This window comes from Lysobacter avium (assembly GCF_015209745.1).
Lineage (GTDB): Bacteria > Pseudomonadota > Gammaproteobacteria > Xanthomonadales > Xanthomonadaceae > Novilysobacter > Novilysobacter avium.
In genome coordinates, this window is sequence record NZ_CP063657.1 from 2,488,720 (window position 1) to 2,512,381 (window position 23,662).

General features: G+C 65.4%; 19 protein-coding genes and 2 pseudogenes. 7 read left to right on the forward strand and 14 right to left on the reverse strand.

Going from position 1 to position 23,662, the window contains the following annotated elements; all coding sequences use genetic code 11:
• Positions 1 to 221: 221 nt before the first annotated feature.
• A protein-coding gene (locus INQ42_RS11180) for an IS3 family transposase (RefSeq protein WP_194034336.1) occupies positions 222 to 1,378 on the reverse strand; the annotation gives its coding sequence in 2 pieces (ribosomal slippage) (positions 222 to 1,129 and positions 1,129 to 1,378; 1,158 coding nt in all).
• A gap of 82 nt (positions 1,379 to 1,460) precedes the next feature.
• On the opposite strand from INQ42_RS11180, the gene INQ42_RS11185 reads away from it, so the two are divergent.
• Positions 1,461 to 2,231 (forward strand): TraB/GumN family protein, encoded by a 771-nt coding sequence (locus tag INQ42_RS11185; protein WP_194034337.1) that lies wholly within the window; start codon positions 1,461 to 1,463, stop codon positions 2,229 to 2,231.
• 27 nt (positions 2,232 to 2,258) lie between these two features.
• Here INQ42_RS11185 and INQ42_RS11190 read toward each other — a convergent pair whose 3' ends face one another.
• Positions 2,259 to 3,446: a serine hydrolase domain-containing protein gene (locus INQ42_RS11190; protein ID WP_194034338.1), complete on the reverse strand. Its 1,188-nt coding sequence runs from the start codon at positions 3,444 to 3,446 to the stop codon at positions 2,259 to 2,261.
• Positions 3,447 to 3,632: 186 nt separating this feature from the next.
• Here INQ42_RS11190 and INQ42_RS11195 point away from each other — a divergent pair, with 186 nt between their 5' ends.
• Positions 3,633 to 4,304, forward strand: a complete 672-nt coding sequence (locus tag INQ42_RS11195) for a DsbA family oxidoreductase (protein WP_194034339.1) — start codon at positions 3,633 to 3,635, stop codon at positions 4,302 to 4,304.
• Positions 4,305 to 4,458: 154 nt separating this feature from the next.
• On the opposite strand, the pseudogene aceE (INQ42_RS11200) reads toward INQ42_RS11195, so the two are convergent.
• From aceE (INQ42_RS11200) to INQ42_RS11210, 3 genes and pseudogenes are all read right to left on the reverse strand, one after another.
• Positions 4,459 to 4,788, reverse strand: a pseudogene (aceE, locus tag INQ42_RS11200) (pyruvate dehydrogenase (acetyl-transferring), homodimeric type); the annotation flags it as partial.
• A 31-nt stretch (positions 4,789 to 4,819) separates the two neighbouring features.
• Positions 4,820 to 5,500 carry a hypothetical protein gene (locus tag INQ42_RS11205; RefSeq protein WP_194034340.1) on the reverse strand — a complete coding sequence of 227 codons (681 nt, stop codon included), beginning with the start codon at positions 5,498 to 5,500 and terminating at the stop codon, positions 4,820 to 4,822.
• Entirely contained in the window at positions 5,497 to 6,495 is a 999-nt protein-coding gene (locus INQ42_RS11210) for a helix-turn-helix transcriptional regulator (protein ID WP_194034341.1), read from the reverse strand. Before INQ42_RS11210 ends, INQ42_RS11205 begins: the two co-directional genes overlap by 4 nt.
• Before the next feature lie 659 nt (positions 6,496 to 7,154).
• On the opposite strand from INQ42_RS11210, the gene INQ42_RS11215 reads away from it, so the two are divergent.
• Positions 7,155 to 7,997: a hypothetical protein gene (locus tag INQ42_RS11215; protein ID WP_194034342.1), complete on the forward strand. Its 843-nt coding sequence runs from the start codon at positions 7,155 to 7,157 to the stop codon at positions 7,995 to 7,997.
• A 350-nt stretch (positions 7,998 to 8,347) separates the two neighbouring features.
• Positions 8,348 to 9,208 carry a hypothetical protein gene (locus INQ42_RS11220; protein WP_194034343.1) on the forward strand — a complete coding sequence of 287 codons (861 nt, stop codon included), beginning with the start codon at positions 8,348 to 8,350 and terminating at the stop codon, positions 9,206 to 9,208.
• 199 nt (positions 9,209 to 9,407) lie between these two features.
• Here the strand turns inward: INQ42_RS11220 and aceE (INQ42_RS11225) are convergent, their stop codons facing one another.
• Entirely contained in the window at positions 9,408 to 12,113 is a 2,706-nt protein-coding gene (aceE, locus tag INQ42_RS11225; RefSeq protein ID WP_194034344.1) for a pyruvate dehydrogenase (acetyl-transferring), homodimeric type, read from the reverse strand.
• Positions 12,114 to 12,458: 345 nt separating this feature from the next.
• Here aceE (INQ42_RS11225) and INQ42_RS13065 point away from each other — a divergent pair.
• Positions 12,459 to 12,599: pseudogene (locus INQ42_RS13065) on the forward strand (REP-associated tyrosine transposase); the annotation flags it as partial.
• Between the two features lie 179 nt (positions 12,600 to 12,778).
• Here the strand turns inward: INQ42_RS13065 and INQ42_RS11230 are convergent.
• From INQ42_RS11230 to INQ42_RS11240, 3 genes are read right to left on the reverse strand one after another with little or no spacing between them, the layout of a single operon-like run.
• Entirely contained in the window at positions 12,779 to 13,486 is a 708-nt protein-coding gene (locus tag INQ42_RS11230; RefSeq protein ID WP_194034345.1) for a class I SAM-dependent methyltransferase, read from the reverse strand.
• Positions 13,486 to 14,175 carry an SGNH/GDSL hydrolase family protein gene (locus INQ42_RS11235; protein ID WP_194034346.1) on the reverse strand — a complete coding sequence of 230 codons (690 nt, stop codon included), beginning with the start codon at positions 14,173 to 14,175 and terminating at the stop codon, positions 13,486 to 13,488. Before INQ42_RS11235 ends, INQ42_RS11230 begins: the two co-directional genes overlap by 1 nt.
• Positions 14,176 to 15,453 carry an aminotransferase class I/II-fold pyridoxal phosphate-dependent enzyme gene (locus INQ42_RS11240; RefSeq protein ID WP_194034347.1) on the reverse strand — a complete coding sequence of 426 codons (1,278 nt, stop codon included), beginning with the start codon at positions 15,451 to 15,453 and terminating at the stop codon, positions 14,176 to 14,178.
• A gap of 128 nt (positions 15,454 to 15,581) precedes the next feature.
• Between INQ42_RS11240 and rsgA the strand changes: the two genes are divergently transcribed.
• Both rsgA and INQ42_RS11250 read left to right on the forward strand, forming a co-directional pair.
• Positions 15,582 to 16,781: a ribosome small subunit-dependent GTPase A gene (rsgA, locus tag INQ42_RS11245; protein WP_194034348.1), complete on the forward strand. Its 1,200-nt coding sequence runs from the start codon at positions 15,582 to 15,584 to the stop codon at positions 16,779 to 16,781.
• On the forward strand, positions 16,762 to 18,027 hold the full coding sequence (locus INQ42_RS11250; protein ID WP_194034349.1) for a flavohemoglobin expression-modulating QEGLA motif protein: 1,266 nt from the start codon (positions 16,762 to 16,764) through the stop codon (positions 18,025 to 18,027). The genes rsgA and INQ42_RS11250 overlap by 20 nt, the downstream gene beginning before the upstream one ends.
• Before the next feature lie 47 nt (positions 18,028 to 18,074).
• Here INQ42_RS11250 and INQ42_RS11255 read toward each other — a convergent pair whose 3' ends face one another.
• The 5 genes from INQ42_RS11255 to INQ42_RS11275 form a co-directional block, all read right to left on the reverse strand.
• Positions 18,075 to 18,662 carry a tetratricopeptide repeat protein gene (locus INQ42_RS11255; RefSeq protein WP_194034350.1) on the reverse strand — a complete coding sequence of 196 codons (588 nt, stop codon included), beginning with the start codon at positions 18,660 to 18,662 and terminating at the stop codon, positions 18,075 to 18,077.
• Positions 18,659 to 19,177: an RHS repeat domain-containing protein gene (locus INQ42_RS11260; protein ID WP_194034351.1), complete on the reverse strand. Its 519-nt coding sequence runs from the start codon at positions 19,175 to 19,177 to the stop codon at positions 18,659 to 18,661. Before INQ42_RS11260 ends, INQ42_RS11255 begins: the two co-directional genes overlap by 4 nt.
• Positions 19,178 to 19,549: 372 nt before the next feature.
• The gene (locus INQ42_RS11265; protein ID WP_194034352.1) at positions 19,550 to 20,488 is read right to left on the reverse strand and encodes a LysR family transcriptional regulator; all 939 of its coding nucleotides are present in this window, start codon (positions 20,486 to 20,488) and stop codon (positions 19,550 to 19,552) included.
• Between the two features lie 78 nt (positions 20,489 to 20,566).
• Positions 20,567 to 21,820 (reverse strand): FAD-dependent oxidoreductase, encoded by a 1,254-nt coding sequence (locus INQ42_RS11270; RefSeq protein ID WP_194034353.1) that lies wholly within the window; start codon positions 21,818 to 21,820, stop codon positions 20,567 to 20,569.
• Complete coding sequence (locus tag INQ42_RS11275) at positions 21,820 to 23,586, reverse strand: gamma-glutamyltransferase family protein (RefSeq protein WP_228064358.1); 1,767 nt, start codon at positions 23,584 to 23,586, stop codon at positions 21,820 to 21,822. The genes INQ42_RS11270 and INQ42_RS11275 overlap by 1 nt, the downstream gene beginning before the upstream one ends.
• Positions 23,587 to 23,662 lie beyond the last annotated feature (76 nt).

Sequence of the window (23,662 nt, forward strand, 5' to 3'; positions counted from 1 at the left end):
CTGTGCCAGTGTCCTGATTGTTGTTTCCTTGCTCGGACGCTCAAGCCGAGGCATCCGCGCCGGACCCGACTCCTTGGGCGCGGCGCCTGCCGGCCGGCTGGCCGGCATCGCCGCGAAACGTCAACCACTTCGCACGCACATCGCTGGTTGAGCTGCGCACCTACCGAGGTGGCACAGCCGAGATCGCAGCCTGCCTGTGCAGTCACTATCGAAGTCGGGTTCTACCCCGTTTCCACGGACGGTTTGATTAAGGCCTGAAACTCCCGATCACGCCGGGCAACTCTACGGCGCATTCGCGGGTTGTGGAACCGCTCGAAGTAGTCGAACAGATCCGCCCGCGCCTCGTCCCGGGTCCGGTAGTGGGTGCGGTGCACGCGCTCCCGCTTGAGCACCCCAAAGAATCCTTCGCACGCCGCGTTGTCGCCGCAATGGCCGACCGCGCTCATGCTGCAGACCAGGGCGTTGCCGCCCAGAAACTTCTGGTACGTGCCGCTGATGAACTGCCCGCCGCGATCCGAATGCAGGATCACTTCGTTCTCGCCTTCCCGCTGCCACACCGCCATCTGCACGGCCCGCACGACCATGTGCCGGTCCTGGCGATGGTGCATCGACCAGCCCATCACCCGTTTGCAGTACAGGTCCAGCACGACGCACAAGAACAGCTTGCCCTCGATCGTCACGATCTCGGTGATGTCCGTCACCCACTTGGTCTCCGGCTCGACGGCGTCGAAATCGCGTTCCAGCAGATTCTCGACCCCAACCGGTCGACTGCCCGGCTTCTGGCCAAAGCGACGCTTCTTGCGCTGCGGCCAGCCCTGAAGCCCGTTCACCGCCATCAGTCGCGCCACCCGGTTGAGGCTGGCGCTTTCGCCCTCGTCGCCCAGGTCTTCGTGCATGCGCGGCGCGCCGAGAACGCCTCTGCTGTCCTCATGCATCTCCCGGATACGCACCAGCAAACGCGCATTGTCCTGCGCCCGCGGTCCGGGCTTGCGCCCGGACCAGGCGTAGAAGCCGCTGGTCGACACTTCAAGGCAACGGCACATCATCCCGACGGGATAGTCGCTGCGGCAGTACTCAATCACCGCGTACCGTTCGGTGACTGCTTCGCGAAGTACGCCGCCGCGTCTTTTAAAAAATCACGCTCCTTGGTCACCCGCGTCAGCTCGCGCTTGAGGCGGGCGAGCTCCTCGTCGCGCGGGGTTCCACCGCCAGGAAAGGCTTTGGTTCCTCCGGCATCGGCCTCCCGCACCCAGCGGGTCAGCAGGGCCGGGCCGACCCCGACCTCCAGGGCGATCTTTCGGCAGCTCGAATTCGACCGCCGGACCAGCTCGACGAGCTCGTGCTTGTACTCAGGGCTGTAACGCTTGCGCTTGGACATGGACACTCCTCTGATCCAGTATGGATCTTAGTGAAAGTGTCCGCAGAATCGGGGTAGAACCCTGACCTGGAATGCCGACTCGGTGGTCGACCTGGTCGGCCAGTCGCAGGAAGTGTTGTGGCGACCGCACTTCGTGGTCGACGCCGACGTCGGCTTTTTCCGCAAGCTCTCTCTGGGTTACGGGATGCTGAAGGCGGAAAAGAATCCGGACGGCGCGAAGTTGGCGGACGTGCTTTCCCCGGAGCTCTATGCGCGCTGGACTGCCGCGAAGCAGCGCTACCTGCCGCGCGACCGCGGGATCGAACGGAAGCGTCCGATGGTGGCGGCGCAGGAGCTATTCACCGCCGCCATTCGTGAGGCAGGCCTCGGCCCAGCGAAAATCGTCAACCCCCCCATCCGCGCGGTGATCCAGGCCCAGTCCATCAAGGAATCCATTCCGAAGGTCACCGTGAAAATCGACGACCCGGCGGCGGCGATCAAGGATGTCCGCAGGATGTCGCTCAACGATTCGGCCTGCCTGGAAGCGACCCTGGATGCGATCGACCGGTTGCTGCCCCGAATGATCACCAACGCCAACGGATGGGCAACCGGAGACCTCAAGCAGATCAGCTTCGACCAGTTGGGTCGGCGCAATAACACCTGCGCGGATGTGTTCTCCAACGCGGAGTTTTCGCGCAAGTGGGGCATCCCCGACATCCGCGCCAGCATCCGCGACGAATGGCTGCGGATGGCCGAAGCGTCGCTGGCAACAAATGCGACCACCTTTGCCGTGCTGCCTCTGGAAGACCTGATGGCACCGGACGGCTACGTGGCCCGGCTGCGCGCGCTGGGTTACGAGATCGACGCACCCTGATCCGCCTCATCGACCGTCGCCCGCTGCTTATTCCGCGTCGATGGCCCGCTTCACTCGCTCGACCAGCTCGCGCCGCGCGGCGACCAGCTCGTTGGACGTCGCCTTCGGCCACGCCGCCACCTGTGCGATGACCAGCTCGCGCGCCGGATCGACGTACACCATCTGGCCGAAGATGCCGACCGCCGCGTAGCTGCCGTCGGTATCAGTCCACCACAGATAGCCGTAGCCGCGCTCGGGCGCGTCGGTGCTGGCCTGCTCGCGGGTTCCCCCGCGCAGCCAGGCCTCGGCGATCACCGGCTCGCCATCGATGCGGCCGCCCTCGAGCATGAACTGGCCCAGCCGTGCGTAGTCGCCCAGCGTTGCCGACAGGCCGCTGCCGCCGGTGTTGCTGCCGTCGCACTCGTCGCGGATCCAGAACGCATCGGCAGCCATGCCGTAGGGCTTCCAGATCGTGTCCGACAGGTAGCTCGCCAGCGAACGACGCGTCGCGCGCTCGACCACGATCCCGAGCAGGTCGGTCTCGGCGGTGTTGTAGTTCCAGTGGCTGCCGGCCGGCCATTGCCGCGGCAGGCGCGCCAGATAGGACAGCACGTGGGCCTTCCCATCGACGCAGGCGCCGCGATACATCTGGGCCACGTCCGACTGGTCATCGGCGTAGTCCTCGTTCCACTTCACCCCGGACGTCATCGTCAAAAGCTGCTGCACGGTGACGTCGGCGTAGGCGCTGTCGGCGAGTTCGGGGATATAGGTGACGAGGGTGTCGTCCAGGCTGGCGATCTGGCCCTGCTGCAGCGCGATGCCGAGCAGGACCGAGGTCACCGATTTGGCGACCGAGAACGACTCCCAGCGCTGCGTCGGGCCGAAGTCGAGCGCGTACTGCTGCATGCGGACGCGGCCTTTGTGCAGGACCATCACGCCGGCGATGTGGTGTTCGGCCATGTAGCCGTCCAGCCAAGGGCCCTTGCCCGCGTCGGCCAGGCTCAGCGCTTCACCCTCCGGCAACTCGCGCACATGCGGGCCGGCCTGCGCGCGGTCGCTGGGGAAGCGCGCACCCATGTCGCGGAACTCGGCTTCGCGCTGGGCCTGCGGCCAGAACAGCACCGCTTCGCGTTGCTCGCCGATGGTCGGCGTCGTGGCTTCCCGCGCAACGGCTGGCGAGGCCGCAGCCAGGCAAATCGCGAAAACCAGAGAGCGGGCGGCAAGGTTGAAGGGCATGGCGGCGAGCGTCGGGAGCGGGCGGAGGGGCCATTCTACTGATGCCCCACCCGCGGCCGCCGCCTCCCCTTGCCGGAGGCTTTCAACCGCCAGCGTTACGCTTGCCCCGTAGTCCCGGTCGCGAGCGCGTCCTGCCCTTAGCGCTGCGTTCGCGCGGCACGCCCACTTCAACCCAAGGGAAACACCATGACCCTCCAACCAAAAAAACTTCAGATCGACATCGTCTCCGACGTGATGTGCCCCTGGTGCGTCATCGGCTACAAGCAGCTGGCCGAGGCGTTGGAGGCCACCAACACCCCGCATGAGATCCGCTGGCACCCGTTCGAGCTGAATCCGGAGATGCCCGCCGAGGGTCAGAACATGCGCGAGCATCTGGCCGAGAAATACGGTTCCACCACCGAGCAGTCGAGCGCCAACCGCGAGGCCATGACCAGGGCAGGTGCGGAGCTTGGCTTCGAGTTCCGCTACACCGACGACATGCGCATGCACAACACCTTCAACGTGCACCAGCTCATGCACTGGGCCGATCAGCAAGGCCGCAAGCACGATCTGGAGATGGCGTTCTTTACCGCCCACTTCACTGACGGCCGAAACCTGTCCGACGACGCCGTGCTGGCGGATGTCGCGGCGGAAATCGGGCTGGATCGCGACGAGGCGCTGGCCGTGCTCGCCGACCAGCGGTTTGCCGCCGACGTACGCAAGGCCGAGCAATATTGGACCGCCCAGGGCATCCGCGGCGTGCCTGCGGTGATCTTCAACCAGCGCCACCTGGTCAGCGGTGCGCAGGGCGTGGAGACCTTCACCGACGTCCTCAAGCAACTGGCGGCGATGCCGGATGAGGGTGCCAGTTCGCCTTGAGTGCAGCAGATGCCTGAGGGCGGACCCGCAAAGCCAGCGCTATGCCCTGCCGGCCATACGAGCGGCAGCGAACGAAAAAGGCGACCAGCGGCCGCCTTTTCCTTATTGCATGACGCGCCTCAAGCCCCCAGCGGGTTCGGCTTCTCCGCATCGATCTTGTAGGTCTTGATGGCCCGCGCGACGCGGCATCGCCGACGCGCTGGAAACCGAACATCGAGTAGTAGATGTAGAACGGCATCAACGCGAAGTCGTTGGTGCTGTAGCTGGTCGCGCACGCCAGCCATGACGCGAACGCGCCGGCCTCGGTGATGCCTTCCTGCAGCACCTGCCCGGCGGTGTCCTCGCGGTAGTACATCAACTGGTCGCGGTCGACCGGCTTGTACTTCTGCCCGAACGGGGCGTAGATGCCGATCTGGCGGAACAGGCCCTCCATACCGAAGGTGCCGGCCTCGTCGGCGACGATCGGAACCACTCGGGGACCGACTCCCTCACCTTCCCTCCCTCGCACCAAGGTGTCACCAGCGCAACGGACCCCCCTTCGGCAGCATAGGAACGATTGTATTGAGCCAACCCCATACTTGGTTCATATGATCGCCCGAAAGTTCAGAGTCTCGGATCTTGTCCATCGAATTTGTAACCTGCCATTGATCGGCCTGGTGACCCAGCATGCGAGCTGCCGTCGATGCCAGCACGGCCTCCATCCTGCGGATTGGCGCCGGCGCTGGAGACACCGGCAGGAGATAGAGAATCCGCAACTTCTCAATGGAAGCCTGCAGCACCGCTCTCACTTCTCCGCTCAACTCATCGAAGCGGAGGCCTTCCCTCAGCTCCTTACCCAAGCTGCCGTATGGCGGGTTCACGTCGGGGTTGACCTCATAGATCCTGTCGATATGCCGCGCATTTCGAATGTGTGCCTTCGTGCGCTCAGCCAGCGTACTGGCACCCTTCTCTGCGATTCCAACATGCACGAACCGGTATATTTCAGGGGACAGTGGATACAGCCAGATATAGACGCCTTTTTGATGCAGGGGCGTCGTTCCCCTGAGCCAGTCGGCATAACTACATCGACCGTGGGAAAGCGGCGACTTGAGGACGGGGTCCGTGGACAGCCAGTATTTCCACTGGCTTCCCCCCACCTCCGGTATTTTATTCGGAATCATGGGTGTGTACTGAGCATCCAGAGCTGAAGCAATCATCGATACCTCCTTAGGGCTTCCATCATTTCGTTCTTTAGCCAATCCCGGAGCACGCTGGGGTGCACGACTTCCAGCTGACTCCCGAACGAGAGCAGCCACCAACGCAACGTTTCGTCGTCTTCCACCGTTGCACTCACCTCAACTTGATGGGTTCCGTCCAAGCGCACGACGACCTGATCCGGCGATAGCTTCTGTTCTCCAAGATGCGTAGCTGCGGGGCCATCGATTCGCAGTACCAGTCTGACCTTGCCGCGGGACAGGAAGACGCTGCCCTGTCTACGGGCATAGCGATGGAAGTCGAACCCTTCTGGCTTCGCGGCTTCGCCAAGCAACGCAGCCACCCCACTGATCCGGTGCAAGGCGAACTGACGCGGATCTTCGTAACCCTCCACCACGGCGACAAGGTAGAGCAGCCCCCCACGACTCAGCAGGCCAAGCGGGGAGACGATGAACTCGCGATTCTCCTGCGCCCATTTTGACCGGTAGTCCAGTTGTGCGCGGCGTTTGCTCACAAGAACTTTCTGCACCCCTTCAAGAATCTTCGGGGCCACTCGTGGGAGCTCAAGTCTCAGATGGGTAGGGACGACGGCAGTTTGCTGGTGCCAGTGCGACCAACCGCTTCGATCGAGAGTCTCGCGCGCCAATTCCTCTATCGTCCCCAGTTCCTCGGTGAGAACCCGCGGCAGCAGCCCATGAAGATGCGTGCGCGCCAGTAGTATCGCGACCGCCTGCGCGGGAGAAAGTCCGGGCATCAACGCTGGTCGCGCGTTAGGGTCCCAACTCCATCCAAAGGGCTTTTCACGATCGTCGATCTGGATGGGGAAGCGACCCGACAATGCTTGCAAGTCTCGCTGGACCGTTCTCGCCGTCACCTCAAACCCGTGGTCAGAAAGTCGGGCACGCAGCTGGGCGGCATCGGCACGACGAGGCGCGCGAGGGATCATTTGGAGCATGGCCAGAAGGCGTTGGAGAGTTTTCGTGGAATCAGCTTTCATGCGCATTGATGGGTTAAAGATCCAAGCGGGCGACAAGCTGCGACCAGATGGGTCGCAGCTGACTGGGATGATGCCGTTTATGGAGACCGCTTGCTTCCCACAGTGGCTGGACGACCGGCTGGATGATCTGGCTCACGCGTACGCCGGCGCCCTCGGGGCCCATTCGAATGCCGGTAGGTACCAGACTATGGCCTCACTCCCAAAGAGCGCCGCACGCGCATCCGACCTGCATTGGCTGGGAGAGTCGCTACTGCTTGCAGGCCAAAGCCTTCCCGCTCCACCGGTTGACCGTCTTGAATGCATTTTGGCGGCCGCGCGGCAGCTGAAGGCGAGCCATGTGCTTCGCGATTGGATGGTGGCTCTGTGTGCAGCCCATGTCGCAAGACACGGTTGGCGAAACACCCCGCAGACGGGATTCCTCGAATCCCAGCCGAGTCGCCACCTGTTTTTCCTGTATTGGACGCGCGTTTCGCTCCTGATACGGAATAACAACGGTGGCGTCGGGCATCAGGCGATCAACAGGTCAATTGCGGCACTCGCTTGGCTCTATCGCGAGGAGGGTCTTGATGGTCTCAGCCATCGTTTGACTCTCATCCAGGCGATACCCGTCGCGGATGTGGCCGAAGAGTCACCGACGGAACCCGACCCAGCTGCCTTACATGATCGCGCTGCACAATATCGGACAGAGGAGCAGGTTCGTCGCGCGCTGCTACCCGGAAACATTCGACGATATGTACCCGGACTCGGAAACAATCACCTCGCAAAAGCTTTCGACATCGCTTGGCAAAACGCCCATGTTGGCCGGAGCTCCTGACATGGCATTCACATCGATTGGCCCACCCGAACGTCCAATAGGATGCCCCCATCCACTCGAGGTAGCACTGATCGGCGCAGAATGGGATGGGCTTCGTGACCTTCCCGCTTATGGCGGAGGAGTTCAATGGGTGGAACGAGCTACACCAGCTACCGCATTCGTCCTCCAGGTCAACGCTGGCGGCTACGCCGGAGAAGGCGTTTCGATCATCGTCAATGCTGGTCAGGACACCCAAACAGAGGTAGACCCCATCGATGCGGCCTGGCAATGGCCGGGGTCAATGCGAACGGCACTCGATGCCTTCGCCGCAGCGGTGTTGATTCCGTGCAGTTTTCCCGGACTGATCTCGTTGGACTACCAGGACTTCCGCGTCGGATTGCAGCGCAGGGCGGCATGCATCACGGTGATGCGCAAGACCGGCGGAAACCTGGAGTCGGTACTCTCTCAATTCGACCGGGAAGTCACGGGGCCGCTCGCGGCAACCACCCGGGATGACTTCACCTCCGTGCATGTTTCGGTACCCGTGGACTTGGCGTCCATGTCCACCGTGGATTGGGTGGCCTCGAAGATCGAACCATCAGCGCACATTGGGGAACTTATATTTTCGCTGACCGCGCATCGCGGCGACGAAATCGAGGTCACTATATTTACGGTCCGCCCCCCTCCGTCAGTCCTAGGATGCCAATAGCCGGCGTTGATAAAAAGAGCGCAACTTCCCAGCGGAAGAGCCAGATTTATCTTATGACACGTATTGATTTTGCGGCCTCCAAGGCGTGGTCTGGGTATCCCTACTGGGTGGTTCGACGGTTGAGGCGTCTCCACATCCGCTTCGCACTTGGCAACAGCAAACCGGGGATGAGCGCGGTACGGCGCAGTTACGCCAGCTTCAATTACGGTGACGGCCGATACCTCTCCCAGCACCCTTTGGAGTTGTTTGGGCACGCGTGGCTGTCCGTCGGCCCACACGTTCAAGCGCCGCCACTCCATCGGGTGCCATGCGTCGTATATCTTCTTAATGCGCTGAGGAGGGAGGATTCCTTGCTTGAGGGTTGGCTGCTGTCGTTGGCCAGCGACACCTTGCGCCACCATCCATGGGTTGAGGACATGGAAGACCTGTGCACGTTAGGCACGCTTTTGCGTCGAGGGCAGATCCGCCGATATTGGGAGTGGCTCACCGACGTCATCAAAATCCACTGCGCGCAAAACACCTGCGTGGATGGCGACTGGCAGCGACACGTCGTTGCGTCCAGGGTGGCGATCGCGCTGTACTCGGGCTGCGGTCTATCCTCCCTGGTTCGTCGTGTCGACGCATGGCATCACTTCTCGGTTCCACTGAATGAAGCTGGCTCCCGGTTTTTCGCGGCCGATGAGCAGGTGGAGCGCACCTGCCCCTGTCCCCTACTCGACGATTCAATGGGCGTCATTCGTGGCGACGTCCATGTCCAGCACTTGGCCACGCTTCCGGCACTGGTCGCCGAAGGCAATGACATGAACAACTGCGCCGGCCACCTGCTTGATGAGGTGGAAGCGCGGTTGATTCTTGTCTTTTCACTCCGGGGCCGGAACTCCGGGAGTCGTGCCACCGGGACGGTGGCTGCAGATGAGAACGGACTTTGGCAAGTCGGGGAATTGAACGGGCCCTCCAACCAGCCGCTGGTGGCCACAGATGTCCGACACCAAGTCATGCGCAATCTGTGCTTGGAGCTGGAAGCCGTAGGGAGCCGCCACCCACGAGTTGCCGAGTGCCTGATGGCTGGATCTACATCGAAGCGGCGCCGGGAGCTCCATGCACAAAGAACTGCGACACATGGGCGAATCCAGCAGTTCGTCCCTGGCATTGGTTCCCGCGATCCAGCACTAGTCATCCAGCGTCTATGGACACGCTGCGCCAGTGAGTGACCCATGCCAAAGTGGACCATGCTTAGGCGTGGTTGCGATCGGAGCCCGATGGGTGCTGGTGTCGCGGCTTGAGGCGAATGTCCGCCAGCCGGCGGGGGCTGGCGGACAAGTGCGCCCTGGCTTTGGGGCGATAGCCCCCCTCAACCGCCAAAGAAAAAGGCGACCACTGGCCGCCTTTTTCTCTTACTTGTGACCCGCCTCAAGCCCCCAACGGGTTCGGTTTCTCCACATCGATCTTGTAGGTCTTGATGGCCCGCGCCACATCCTTCGCGGTCATCTTGCCGTCCTCCGCCAGGGCGGCAATGGCGGCGTGGGCGACGTAGTAGCGGTCGACCTCGAAGTGGCGACGCAGGTTGGCGCGGGTGTCGCTGCGGCCGAAGCCATCGGTGCCCAGCACGCTGTAAGTCATCGGCACGTAGGCGCGGACCTGCTCGGCGTAGGCGCGGATGTAGTCGGTGGCAACGATGGCCGGGCCGGCGCGACCTTCCAGCAACGAGGTGATGTGTGCCTTGCGCGGCTTCTTGGCCTCCGGGTGGAAGCGGTTGTAGCGTTCCACGTCGGCGCCGTCGCGTGCCAGCTCGTTGAAGCTGGGGCACGACCAGATGTCGGCAGTGACACCGAAATCCTTCTCCAGCAGTTCGGCCGCAGCGATAACCTCGCGCAGGATGGTGCCACTGCCCATCAGCTGGACGCGCAGCTCACCGTTCTTGGCTTTGCCGGCATCCTTGAACAGGTACATGCCCTTGATGATTCCCTCCGCGCTGCCCTCGGGCATGTCGGGGTGGGCGTAGTTCTCGTTCATCAGGGTGACGTAGAAGTACTCGTCGCGCTGCTCGGCCAGCATGCGCTGCATGCCGTGCTGGATGATGGTGACCACTTCGTAGCTGAAGGTCGGATCGTAGCTGCGGCAGTTCGGGATCAGGCCGGCCTGGACCATGCTGTGGCCGTCCTCGTGCTGCAGGCCTTCGCCGTTGAGCGTGGTGCGGCCCGCGGTGGCGCCCAGCAGGAAGCCGCGCGCGCGCATGTCGCCGGCCTGCCAGGCGGCATCGCCGACGCGCTGGAAACCGAACATCGAGTAGTAGATGTAGAACGGCATCAACGCGAAGTCGTTGGTGCTGTAGCTGGTCGCGCACGCCAGCCAGGAGGCGAACGCGCCGGCCTCGGTGATGCCTTCCTGCAGCACCTGCCCGGCGGTGTCCTCGCGGTAGTACATCAGCTGGTCGCGGTCGACCGGCTTGTACTTCTGCCCGAACGGGGCGTAGATGCCGATCTGGCGGAACAGCCCTTCCATGCCGAAGGTGCGCGCCTCGTCGGCCACGATCGGCACCAGCCGCGGGCCGGTGAGCTTGTCGCGCAGGGCGATGTTGAGCATCTGCACGAAGGCCATGGTGGTGCTGATCTCGCGCTCGCCGGTGGACTTGAGCAGGCGCTCGAAGTTGGCCAGCGGCGGTACTTCCAGCTCCTGGCTGGCCTTGCGCCGGCGCTGCGGCAGGAAGCCGCCGAGAGCCTTGCGACGCTCCAGCATGTACTCGATTTCCGGAGAGTCCTTGCCCGGGTGGTAGAACGGCACCTTGCCGTCCTTGAGCTGGGCGTCGCTGATGGGGATGTTGAAGCGGTCGCGGAAAGCGCGCACGTCATCGTCGTCCATCTTCTTGGTGCCATGCGCCGGGTTCAGCGACTCGCCCGCCACGCCCATGCCGTAACCCTTGACCGTCTTGGCCAGGATCACCGTCGGCATGCCCTTGGTGTTCACCGCCTCGTGATAGCTGGCGTAGACCTTGTGCGGGTCGTGACCGCCGCGGTTCAGCCGCCAGATGTCCTCGTCGCTGAGGTTGGCGACCAGTTGCGCGGTCTCCGGGTATTTTCCGAAGAAGTTCTCGCGCGTGTAGGCGCCACCGAACGCCTTGCAGTTCTGGTACTCGCCGTCGACGGTCTCCATCATCAGCTGGCGCAGCTTGCCGGAGGTGTCGCGGGCCAGGAGCGGATCCCAGTAGCTGCCCCAGATGTTCTTGATCACGTTCCAGCCGGCGCCGCGGAACTGGCCTTCCAGTTCCTGGATGATCTTGCCGTTGCCGCGCACCGGCCCGTCCAGGCGCTGCAGGTTGCAGTTGACCACGAACACCAGGTTGTCCAGGCCCTCGCGGCCGGCGACCGAGATCGCGCCCAGGGATTCGGGCTCGTCGGTCTCGCCGTCGCCCAGGAAGCACCAGACCTTGCGGTCGGTCTTGGGCATCAGCCCGCGGCCTTCCAGGTACTTGAAGTTGCGTGCCTGGTAGATCGCGCTGATCGGGCCCAGGCCCATCGACACGGTCGGCGTCTGCCAGTAGTCCGGCATCAACCAGGGATGCGGGTAGGAACTGATGCCGCGGCCGTCAACTTCCATGCGGAAGTTGTCGAGCTGGTCTTCGGTGAAGCGGCCTTCCAGGAACGAGCGCGCGTAGATACCCGGCGAGCCGTGCCCCTGGATGAACAGCAGGTCGCCCGGATGATCCTCCGACGGCGCACGCCAGAAATGGTTGAAGCCGACGTCGTACAGCGTCGCCGACGAACCGAAGGTGGCGATATGGCCGCCCAGGTCGCCCGGCTTGCGGTTGGCGCGCACCACCATCGCCATCGCGTTCCAGCGGATGATCGAGCGGATCTTCCACTCCAGCGCGTGGTCGCCGGGGCTCTTGGCCTCCAGCTGGGTGGGGATGGTGTTGATGTACTCGGTGGTCGGCTCGAACGGCAGGTGGGTACCGGCACGCCGCGAGACCTCGACCATGCGCTCAAGCAGCTGGTGCGCGCGCTCGGGACCATCGCGCTGGATGACCGCCTCGACCGACTCCACCCACTCGCGGGTTTCGGTCGGATCCGGGTCGTTCTGCATCATCTCGTTGAGCGGGCTTTCATAGGTATGGGTCATGCGCCTCGCGGCCCCGTGGCCACGCCTCATCATCAGGTGGGATCTATGCCGGTGATTCTAACGCGCGAGGGCAAGCCGCGGCTGTTGGGGCCTGGCCGCCGGCGTGACCAGGTGCGCAGGTGTTCATTACCGACCCCGCGATGGTGCTTCTCCTGATTCGCGCAATCCGGCGTGGGCGGCAGGCTGGCTCGCATGGCCACGATTCCTGCTGCTTCGTTCGAAAGCGAGCCCGCGCCGCAGCGCCGGATCGGGCGCGCGGCGCGGCTGCACCGGGTCACGATCGCGACGGCCGGGCACCAGCCGCATTTCGGCGACTGGGCATTGTCGGCGGAAGCGTGCCGGGTCATGGCGGCACCGGCGCAGTGGCAACGCTCGCAGCTGATCGCCTGGGTGTTGATGCCCGACCATTGGCACGGGCTGGTGGCGCTCGGCGGCTTTGATGATCTTGGTGCCTGCATCAGGCGGCTGAAGCTGCGCAGCGAGCGGGTGCTGGCCGCACGCCATCCCGGCCTGGCCGGGTTGTGGGCATGCGACTTTGACGCCGCGCGCGTGAACGACGAACTGGTCGCCGCGCGCCGCCTGGTCATGACCCCGGTGCGCGCCGGTCTCGTGACGCGCGTCGGCGATTACCCGTTCTGGGACGCGCGCTGGCTGAACGACCGCAGCTACGCGGCTTCGTCGCCCGGAGCGGTGGCGACCACCAGCCAGTTGTTGAACGGCGTGTTGCCGTACAGCGGGGTGAAACTGGAGGTCAGCCCCGCGGCGTCGAAGCGTAGGCGCAGCTCGTCTGGATCCGGATAGGAGCGCGGCCCGGCATTCATCCAGCCGATCGCACGGGAAAACACGTCCACGCCGCGGGTAATGCGGGCGCGCCGGCTGCCGTCATCCAGTCCCGTACGGATCACCAGCCGCGCGCCGGGGACGAGCATGGCGAGGGCGGCATCCAGGGTCCGCTGCTGGGCGTCAGGCGAAAGGAACTGCAGGACATCCAGGATGGCCACGCTGCCCCGGTGGCGGGGAAGTGCGGCGGCCAGGTCCAGACATTCGAAAGTCACGTTGTCGAGGCTCCGCCGACCCGCGGCCCGGGTTGCGCCGAGGATCTTGCCGGCGTCGTTGTCCACGCCGCGGTACGCCAGCGCGATGCTGTCCGCGCGCAGCGCATGGGCGAGCAGGCCCAGCCCGCACCCCAGGTCCAGCAACGGCTGCGTGCTGCCGCGCAGTGCCGCGCAGACACCCGGATACAACGGGTCGCTGCGCAGCTTGGCCAGGCTGTAGTGGTAGTCCCAGTGCTGGCGGAAGCCACGTTCCGGGGCGAATGCACCCGCGATCGCGCGCGCCTGGTCAGCCGAGAGGGGCGCGCCAGTGACGGCCATCAGCGCGGGGTGATCCCGCCGGTTTCCGCATCGGGCACGACTTCCCGGTTTGCATCCGGTCTCGCACCCAGCATTTGCGCGACCACCGGGAAGGCCGCCTCGGCCCACAGCGCGTACATCGCCTGCGACGGATGCAGGCCGTCATCGACCAGCATGGCCACATCGCCGCCGCGCTCCCGGCTGAGCGGCGTGATATCGACAAAGGCGACACCGTGGCGGGCGCACAAGTCCGCCGCCGCGGCGTTGTACTGGTCGATCTCGTCGGCGATCTGCGTCGCGTCGCGGCCCTGGGCGGTGGCGAAGGCGGTCACGCCCCAATCCGGAATCGACAACACCAGCACCCGGTCGGGGCGATCTCCGGCCAATGCGATCGCACGTTTGAGCAGTGCCTGGAACTCGCCGCGGTAGTCGGCGACGCTGCGTCCGCGATACTGGTTGTTGACCCCGATCAGCAGCGAGACGAGCTCCCAGCGCCCGAGCGGCTCGGCGAGATCCATCGCGGTGGACAGCTCGTCGGTGGTCCAGCCGGTGGTGGCGATGATCCGCGGCGGGCCGACGGGGAACCCGTCAGCAGCCAGAAGCCCGGCCAGCAACGCCGGCCAGCGCCCGTCCTCCGCCACGCCCTCACCGATGGTGTAGCTGTCGCCGAGGGCGAGCCAGCGGAGCGCGTCGGCCGTGCGCGCCGACATTCAGGCCACCGCGACTCGCGACGCAGGCTCGGCAACCGCCTCGGCCTGCACCGCGCGACCGCGCTCGGCGGACCGGTCCAGCACGCGCTCAATGCGCCGGAACACCTCGGCCAACTGCGCCGCTTCCGGCAACAGGGTGATGCGGAAATGGTTGCGGTACACCACGTTGAAGCTGGAACCGGGCACGACCAGCACGTCTTCGGTTTCCAGCAGCTCCAGCGCGAAGGCGTGGTCGTCGAAACCCACGGCCGCCGCGCCGACGACCGCCGGGAACGCGAACATCGAGCCGCCGGGCGCCACCAGTTGCATGTGCGCGCTGGCGGCGACACCCTCGATCACGGCCTGGCGCGCGGCGTGCAGGCGACCGCCGGGCGCGCACAGCGCCGATATGGTGTCCGCCCCATGCAGCGCGGCATGGATCGCCAGCTGGCCGGGGACGTTGGAACACAGGCGCAGCGCACCCAGCAGGTCCATCGCGTGGTGGAAGTCGCCGGTGCGGGCAGGATCGCCGGAAAGCACCGCCCAGCCGACCCGCCATCCGCAGGCACGGTGGACCTTGGACAGCCCGCCAAACGACAGACACGGCACGTCGCCGGCCAGCGGCGCCAGCGGCTGGAAGGTCGCGCCGTCGTACAGTATCGAGTCGTAGATCTCGTCGCACATCAGCAGCAGCCCATGGCGGGCGGCGATGTCGACAATCTGCTCCAGCAGTGCGCGCGGGTAGGTCGCGCCGGTCGGATTGTTGGGATTGATCAGCACGATCGCGCGGGTGCGCGGGGTGATCAGCGCCTCGATCCCGGCCGGATCGGGCATGAACGCGTTTTCCGGCGCGCAGGTGTAATACACCGGACGGCCGTCGTTGAGGATGGTCGAGGCCGACCACAACGGGTAGTCCGGCGACGGCAGCAGCACCTCGTCCCCGGGATTGAGCAGCGCGCGCAGCGACAGGTCGATCAGCTCGCTGACGCCGTTGCCGATGAACACCTGGTCCGCGGTCACGTCGGTGCCACGGTCGCGATGGAACGCGGCGATCGCCTCGCGCGCGGCGGGAAGGCCCTGCTGGTGGGTGTAGGGATCTGTGCCCGAAATGCCTTCGGTGATCGCGCGCTGCAGGTGCTCGGGCGCGCGGAATCCAAACGCTCCGGGGTTGCCGATATTGAGCTTGATCAGCGTCCGGCCCTGGCTTTCCAGGTCGCGCGCACGGCGGGCGAGCTCGCCCCGGATCTCGTAGCGCACTTCGGACAGGCGGGCACGGGTCTGCAGGCGGTTTGACGACATTCTGATGGGGAACAGCGACGTAGGGGCCGCCAGCGTAGCCGATTCGCCGCCAGCGGACAGCCGCGTGCATGCCGGATTCGCCCCTTCGCTATGTAGAATCGCGGCATGGAACGGTGCCCGCCTCTTGCATGAACGATAACCACGCCCTGCAGGCGATCGGTTGGCCTTTGGACGAGCACGGCCGGCCCGCCGTCGCAGCGTGGCGCGAAATGCTGGAGGATTTCCCCACCGCATACCCCGCGCGGGTGGTGGAACAGCACCGCACGGGTTACGTGGTTGCGGTTGGGCCTGAGGAAGGCGTCGCCGTCGAATCGCCGCCGCACTGGCAGCGCGCGCCCAGCTACAAAAAGGGAGCTACCCCGACCGAGCAGCGCGCCGGCGTCGGCGACTGGGTGCTGGTGGAGCCCGCGCCCGAGGATGCGATCGTCACCAAGGACCAGATCGTCGCCCTGCTGCCCCGGCGCACCGCGATCAAGCGTGGCGCCGCCGGCGAGCACTACAAACAGCAGTTGATCGCCGCCAACGTGGACACGGTGTTTGTGGTGTGCGGGCTGGACTCGGACTTCAACCCGCGCCGGATCGAGCGCTACCTGCTGCTGATCAGCGGCAGCGGCGCCGTCCCCGTGGTGGTGCTGACCAAGCTCGACCAGGCCGATGACGTGCCCGGCTCTCTGGAGGCGCTGATCGACCTGGCCGCGCAGGACGTACCTGTGCGCGCGGTCAACGCGCTCGACCCCGACAGCGTCGCCAGCCTCAACCCGTGGCTGCGGCCGGGCACGACCGCCGTGCTGGTGGGCAGTTCCGGCGCCGGCAAATCGACCCTGACCAACACCCTGGTCGGCAGCGAACGCATGAAGACCGGCGCGGTGCGCGAGAGCGACGAGCGCGGCCGCCACACCACCACCCATCGCGCGCTGATCCCGCTGGAAAGTGGCGCCTGCCTGATCGATACCCCCGGCATGCGCGAGCTCAAGCCGACCGGCGAGGAGGACGTGGCCGAGAACTTCAGCGACATCGATGCGTTGGGGGCGAACTGCCGGTTCCGCGACTGCCGCCACGCCAGCGAGCCGGGCTGCGCGATCCGCGCTGCGATCGAGGACGGCAAGCTGGACCCGCGCCGCTTCGCCAACTACGTGAAGTTGCAGGACGAAGTCGCCGGCGCCGCCGACAAGCTGGCCGAGCGGCAGACCCAGCATGCCGCCGCGACAACCAATGGAACCGCTGCGCCACCCGCGTCCGCCCGCCCGACGCGCAAGCCGGTGGAGAAAGCACCCGGAAAACCGTCGCGGCAACGACCGCGGATCGACGATGACTACGGCGAGGACTGAGCCCGACATCGTCCATCACGCCGCGCTGGATGTGCGCATGGTGCAGGCCGCACGCGGGATCAAGGTGCTGACGCTGGCCAGTTGGCCGGCCAAGCACGGCGCGAGCTTCCTCGCCGACCATGCCCGCGGCGTGACCCGGCTGCCGCATGTGGACTACCCGCAACACGACTTCCGCGAGGCGCGCGCCGAGTTGGCCGCGATTGCGCGCGAAGCGGACGCCAGCCACCCGCTCGGCCAATACCTGATCGACGCGACCGCCAGCTGGGATACCGCTGCCCGCCTGTGCGAAGCCCTGGGCACGGCCGCGGTCAGTGACCTATCGCAACAGCTCTACGGCAGCGTGGACGGCCCGCTGCCCGGCAACGGCCCCAGCGCCCGCGTGGCGGCGCAGCACTTCATCGCGATCGCCGACCAGTTCGACCATGAGCTGGCCTCCCCCGCCGAGCAGGTGGAGATTTCCGCCACCGCCCTGCAACTGCAGCTGCAGCGCGATCTGGACGACTACTTCAACGAGCGGTTGATCGAGGTGGTGCTCGACCCGGACCTGATCGCCAAGGCCGCGGCCGGCGCGACCCGGATCCGCCTGCGCACCAGCGCCGCCTTCACCGACTACGACCGCCAGCAACTGCTGCAGCACGAAGCCTTCGTCCACTCGCTCAGCGCCCTCAACGGCCGCGAGCAACCGGTGCTGGGCAGCCTCGCGCTGGCGTCGCCGCGCGCGACCGCGACCCAGGAAGGCATGGCGACCTTCGCCGAACAGATCACCGGCAACATCGACATCGCGCGCATGAAGCGCCTGAGCCTGCGCATCGAGGCCATCGCCTGCGCCCTGGACGGCGCGGATTTCATCGAGGTATTCCGGCTGTTCCTGGACGCCGGCCAGAGTCCGCACGAGGGATTCGCCTCCGCCCAGCGCGTGTTCCGCGGCGTGCCGACCACCGGTGGCCACGCCTTCACCAAGGACACCGTCTACCTGCGCGGCCTGATCGGCGTGCACACGTTCTTCCGCTGGGCCCTGCGCCGGCAGCAACTGTGCCTGTGCCGCTGGCTGTTCGCCGGCAAGATGACACTGGGGGACGTGCAGCGGCTCGCGCCCATGTTTGAATCCGGCGTGCTGGTGCCCCCGCGCTGGTTGCCCAGTTGGGTGGCGCGGGCGAATGGACTGGGTGGAATGCTTGCGTTCTCGCTGTTCGCGAATCAGATCCGGCTGGATACGATCGACGATACGGATTTTGCGGATATTTAGCCAAATGTCCTGACTGATTGGATCAGCGGACGCGTGCCGGAAAAGCTTTAGATTGCCCATTGCTTGAGCGCGTCACTCCCATCCGGCTCACGCACCGCCTTTAGCGCGCCAATTATTCTATACTTCAGCGACTCGACTATCCGTCCGCGACTCAGTGCGACTCTTGCCAAGCCCGGATAACCAAGCAAATTACCAAAAGCCACTGCGTTCAAAAAACATGCTTCCGCAGTATCCAGATTCCTCCGCCGCCCGAGACCCTGAAAATTAATGTTGCCAAGTGCGAGCCAAGCTGAGGCGCAATTTGAATTCTCTGCCAGGAAAGAGAAACACTCAAATGCCCTTGAGTAATCACGCACCATCTCGGGGCCGGACAGGGTTATTCGACCGATGGCCATCCATGAGTCCGCGGAAGACGACTTAACAACGCTTTCTTCGTAAAAAAGCAGTGCTTTGGAAATATTCGGATGAATATCGCCGGCTCCGAACTCATAAATTAGACCTAGAACACCGTCAGCGTGCCCATCCCCTTCTTTAGACAGCAATTCCAACTTTTTAACCGCCAAGTCAACGCTGCCGAATTTCAGCATAGAAATAGCATGCTGAAAAGCCTCGATGTTTTTACGTGAATCAGTCAAGGCGAAATGCTCTTTCGCCCTGCGCGATCCCTTGCTTCCCTTCCTGAATTGCTTCGATCCCAGTGGCAAAAGGCCGCCTTCTGATCGTAACTAGGCTCGAACGGCTCCCGATAGCCGTCTTCAAAATCCAACGATGCGGCAGCATTAAATTTAGATTGGCCCAAGTTTATACCGCTGTCGCCGTCCGCAGCCACAGGATCTACGCTCAGGAATCTCCCAATGACAGGATCGCAATAACGCTGCTGCATGTACGTCAGTCCCGTCGCGGCATCCTGCACGTGCCGGGTATGCCCCGGCCCATCGCTGAGCGCCGATGTCAGCTGCGCGCCGTACGGTTCGTACTCGCGGCGCTCAATGATGTTGCGGTTGACATCCGTCACCGCCACCACGCTGCCCAAAGCGTCGGTGTGGATATAGTGCACGGTTTGCGCGCCGAGCGGCGCAGCGATCGTGAGCAACATCAACGCCAGAGTTATCCCGGCGGCGACCCAACAAGTGTTTTCTCGGGTAATCATCGTCTGCAATCCTTGCGTCAGTAGGAGTAGGCCGGCGCAGACCACGCCGAACACGAGTGGGCGTTCAGGCGCGTACGGCATACGGGTTGGCGCAACCGGCATCCCATATGAACTTGTTCATGCTCCCGCTGCAAATGACATGTGCTGGGATGACGCTGCTGAGATCGTAGTTGGTTGCGCCTGACGAGTGGTTCCACGAAATATCGCACCGCTCCGAACTCCACTCCTTAACGGTGAGCCCCGTAGGCACCGCTGGCGGCGGGGGCGCCACCACAACCGACTTGATCGCCGAGTAGCCACCGCGGCCACCGGCGTTGCAGGCACGGCCACGGTACTGGGAGGTGCCGCTGGCCTTGCCCGAAAGGGCCGTACCTAGCTCGCGCTCGGCGCAAGCCCCTGTGCGTCGAGTTCAACGCCGCTCCCCTCCTGGATCTCGCCGATAACCGACTTGAACAGACTGATGAATTCCTCGGCCGCCTTGGATGGCCGGCGATCTTCCAGGAATACGCAGTCGACGTTGAACCGGATCGGCGGCGCGAAGGGTCGGAACGCCACGCCGTGGTGGACGGAGGCGCGTGCGGTGAACTCGTCCACCACGGTCATCCCGGCGCCGTGGCTGGTGAGCGCGGCCGCGGTGTAAAAGGTCTGGTTGGAAACCACTTCATGGACCTCGACTTTTCGCCTCGCCATCTCGCGGGCCAGTGCGTCGCCCACCGGGCCGCTGGCGGTCATGCCGACCACGTCGCGTCCGTCCAGCAGGGACAGCGATACCGAATCGCCCACGTCCGGGATGTCTCCGTGCTGGAACAGCAGCACCATCTGCGCGGTCTTCAGCAGTCGCCGCTTCATTCGCGGGTGCAGGGGTGGCGCGTAGGCTATCGCGATGTCGCAGGTGCGCTCATACAGCGCCTGGAACAATTCGTCGTGGTGCAGCGTCTGCACATCGAACGTCACTTCCGGATGCAAGCGGCGAAAGCGCGCGATGGCCAGCGGCGCGACGTGCAGGCCCAGCGACGGCACCACGCCGAGGCGGATGTGGCCGCCCCCGATGTTCTTGATGTTGCTGATCGTCTTCTGCAGCGACCCGAGACGTTCGAATATCTCGTTGACTTCGACAAACAGCGCGTGCGCTTCGTCGGTGGCGACCAGCCGTCCGCGCACCAGCGCGAACAGCTTCAGGCCGAGCTTGGACTGGGTGTGGTGGAGCACCTTGCTGACCGAGGGCTGGGAGACGTGCAGCGCCCGCGCGGCAGCGCTGATCGAGCCGGTCGTGTAGACGGCGTGGAAGACTTCAATTTGACGAAGGCGCATGCCTTGATCTTAGGGCACTCGTCCGAGAGGCGACAAAGCGTCGGCCGCGCATGCGCCGAGAAAAGCCGCCCACCCGGCCTACTTCGCCAGCAACGCATCCAAGGCGCGCTCGCCCGATCCCATTGCCAGCGTCCAGCCCAGCATGCCGTGGCCGACGTTCACCGCCACGTTTGGACGGACACGCCGGATGATCGGGACCGAGCTGGGGGTCATCGGGCGCAGGCCCGCCCAGGTGCTGTCGATAGCGTCGTAGGTGGCCGCGTCAGGAAGGGATTCCCGCGCCATCGCCACCAGCCGCTGCGCCCTTTGCGGATCGACCGCGGCGTTGTGGTTGCCAACCTCGGCCAGTCCCGCGACGCGCAGCTTGTCGCCGAGCCGGCAGAACACCAGCTTGCGGTCGGTGTCGGTGATGCTGACTGCGGGAGCCAACGCTCCCGGCGCGGCGGTAAACGAGTAGCCCTTGACCGGCATCAATGGCAGCCGCAAACCGTTGCGGCGCGAGAGCGCGACGGCGTCGACGCCGGCGCAGGACACCAGTTGTCGCGAGCGCAGCGGCTGGCCCTCGCGCGAGGTCAGCCTCAGGCCGTCACTTGCCGGAGTCGCGCTGGCGACCTCGAAATTGAAGCAGGTCGTTACGCCGTAATCGGCCCGAAGGATCGCCAGCAGACCGGTGCAGAACCGCAACGGGTCGCCGACTTCCTCGGCCGGGGAATGCACGACGCCGGCAAGGCCGGTGGCACCGGCAAGCGCCGGTTCCAGCGCGACCGCCTCGCGGGGACTCAGCACGCTCTGCTGGACGCCGTACTCGCGCTTGACCGCCACCATGGCCGCCGCATCGTCGAGCCCAGCCGGGTCGCGGTACAGGTGCATCTTGCCCGGTGCGGTGTGCTGGAACTCGATGTTGTGCTGCCGCAGCAGGGCGTCCATCGCGCCGCGCGATTCCGTGGCCAGCTCGAGCACCGCAAGCGTGTTTTCGCGGAACCGATCCGGGGTGGCATTGCGCAGGAACGCGATGCCCCAGCGCAGGAAATCCGGATCCAGCGACCAGCGCATCGACAGCGCGCGGTCCCTGCCCAGCGCGATCGAGGGCAGCTTGCTCCACAGTGCGGGGCTGGCCATGGATTCGGTGTACGCGTAGCTCAGCTGGGCGCCGTTGGCGAAGGACGCACCCATCGCCGGGCCCGCCGCGCGATCAATGATCCGGACCGAAAGCCCGCGCCGCGCCGCCGCATACGCCGTGGCGATGCCGACCACACCGGCACCGATCACGGTCACATCGACGAGGGCATCGTCGACACCGCCGGTCGGAAGGGAAGCTTCAACGGTGCTCATCACTGGACGACCTCTTTGCCCACGCCTTCGCGGCGCGGGTCGGCGGCCCATTCCAGCACGCCATCGCGGTAGAAAACACCGTGCAGGCCCGAGTCCTCACCCGAGCCCGCGCGGACCGTCATGCCACGCTGCGACAGCGCGTCCAGCACGCCCGGAGCGAACCGCGACGCCTCACCGTTGAACCGCTGCCCCCGCGCGACCAGGTTGGGCAACGCCACGGCGTCCTGCAGCGACAGGTCCCAATAGACCAGACCGACCAGGGTCTTGCCGATGTAGGCCGGGATCGCCGACCCACCGGGCGAGCCGAGCGCGCCGACAAAGCGGCCGTCGCGGTCAAGGATGATGACCGGGGTCATCGAAGAGCGCGGGCGCTTGCCGCCTTCGATCGCATTGGCGGCGTCCGGATCGCTGCCGCTGGACCAGGAGAAGTCGGTCAGCTGGTTGTTGAGGAAGAAGCCGTCCACCATCCGCCCCGAGCCGAAGAAGGACTCGATCGTGGTGGTCACCGACACGGCATTGCCCCACCGGTCGACGACGACGAAATGGCTGGTGCCGCCGGGTTCCTCGGTCCGGTCCGGACCGTGCGACGCGGCTCCTGCAGGCTGCCCGTACGAGTGCGAAGGGGCTGCCGTCTTGCCGATCAGGGCCCGGCGCTGGTCGACGTAGGCCGGCGCCAGCAGGCCCTCGACCGGCACCTCGTCAAAGCGCGGGTCGCCGACGTAATGGTCGCGGTCGGCGTACATGATCCGGCTGGCCTCGGCGAACAGGAACCACGACTGCGGGTCCTCGGGGCCGCGCTGGTCGATGTCGGTCCCGTCCAGCATCGCCATCAGCTGCAGCAGGCCGACGCCACTGGTCGGCGGCCGCGGCACGCACAGGACGAAGGCGCGCAGCGGGCTGCACAGCGGCTCGGCCTTCTCGGGCGCGTACTCGGCGAGGTCACGCGTGCTCAGCCGGCCGGGCCGCGGCGCCGCGTGGGTTCGCGCCACTATCGCCTCGGCGAGCTCGCCGCGATAGAACGCCGACGCGTTGCCTTGCGCCAGCTTGCGCAGGGTCGCGGCGTATTCCGGGTTGCGCACCAGATCCCCGGTCCGCATAGGGCGCCCGTCGGGGTGGGAGAAAAACCGCCGCACGTCGGGCGCCGAGGCCTGCGGGAAGGTGCCATCGATGTGTTCCTCCAGCCGCGGCGTGACCTGGAAGCCCTGCTCGGCTTTCTCGATCGTCTCTGCAAACAGCTGGTTCCACGCCAGCTTTCCGTGTTCGCGCTGGGCCTGCGAAAACACCGCGACCGCGCCCGGCACGCCGGTTGCGCCGCCCGAAAGCATTGCATCGCCGCGTGACAGGGGCTTGCCGTCTTCGCCCTGGAACAGGCTGCCGTCGGCCAGGGCCGGCGCGGCTTCGCGACCGATGTAACTGGTCACCGCCTGGCTGCGCGCGTCGTAGGCCATGATGATCGCGCCGCCGCCAATGCCCGAACTCTGCGGCTCCACCAGGCCCAGCATCAGCTGCACCGCGACCGCGGCGTCCATCGCGGTGCCGCCCCGGCGCAGGACCGCGGTGCCGGCATCGACGGCCAGCGGGTTGGCCGCGACGACGACGCCGCTGGTCTGGACGTCGTCGGCAACCGGAGCGGGCGTGGTCTGGCAGGCGCCCAGCACCGCGGTCAGCAGCAGCGCTCCCAGCGGCAGCCGCATATCGACACGGAGCTTGGCCTTCAGCGGAGGTGGCACGGAGTCCGAGCGCAGTGTTTTGATGATGGGGAGCACGTTCTTTCCGGTGCGTGGTGGCCAATGCGGCCATCTTTCAACAATTGGCGGCTGTGTGCGGCATCGACCGAATCGC

Bases quoted from the DNA above. Each gene is read 5' to 3' on its own strand.
- INQ42_RS11190 (WP_194034338.1), bottom strand. From the start codon at position 3,446: ATGCCCTTCAACCTTGCCGCCCGCTCTCTGGTTTTCGCGATTTGCCTG.
- INQ42_RS11195 (WP_194034339.1), top strand. From the start codon at position 3,633: ATGACCCTCCAACCAAAAAAACTTCAGATCGACATCGTCTCCGACGTG.
- INQ42_RS11205 (WP_194034340.1), bottom strand. From the start codon at position 5,500: ATGATTGCTTCAGCTCTGGATGCTCAGTACACACCCATGATTCCGAAT.
- INQ42_RS11210 (WP_194034341.1), bottom strand. From the start codon at position 6,495: ATGAAAGCTGATTCCACGAAAACTCTCCAACGCCTTCTGGCCATGCTC.
- INQ42_RS11215 (WP_194034342.1), top strand. From the start codon at position 7,155: ATGATCGCGCTGCACAATATCGGACAGAGGAGCAGGTTCGTCGCGCGC.
- aceE (WP_194034344.1), bottom strand. From the start codon at position 12,113: ATGACCCATACCTATGAAAGCCCGCTCAACGAGATGATGCAGAACGAC.
- INQ42_RS11230 (WP_194034345.1), bottom strand. From the start codon at position 13,486: ATGGCCGTCACTGGCGCGCCCCTCTCGGCTGACCAGGCGCGCGCGATC.
- INQ42_RS11235 (WP_194034346.1), bottom strand. From the start codon at position 14,175: ATGTCGGCGCGCACGGCCGACGCGCTCCGCTGGCTCGCCCTCGGCGAC.
- INQ42_RS11240 (WP_194034347.1), bottom strand. From the start codon at position 15,453: ATGTCGTCAAACCGCCTGCAGACCCGTGCCCGCCTGTCCGAAGTGCGC.
- rsgA (WP_194034348.1), top strand. From the start codon at position 15,582: ATGAACGATAACCACGCCCTGCAGGCGATCGGTTGGCCTTTGGACGAG.
- INQ42_RS11250 (WP_194034349.1), top strand. From the start codon at position 16,762: ATGACTACGGCGAGGACTGAGCCCGACATCGTCCATCACGCCGCGCTG.
- INQ42_RS11260 (WP_194034351.1), bottom strand. From the start codon at position 19,177: ATGATTACCCGAGAAAACACTTGTTGGGTCGCCGCCGGGATAACTCTG.
- INQ42_RS11265 (WP_194034352.1), bottom strand. From the start codon at position 20,488: ATGCGCCTTCGTCAAATTGAAGTCTTCCACGCCGTCTACACGACCGGC.
- INQ42_RS11270 (WP_194034353.1), bottom strand. From the start codon at position 21,820: ATGAGCACCGTTGAAGCTTCCCTTCCGACCGGCGGTGTCGACGATGCC.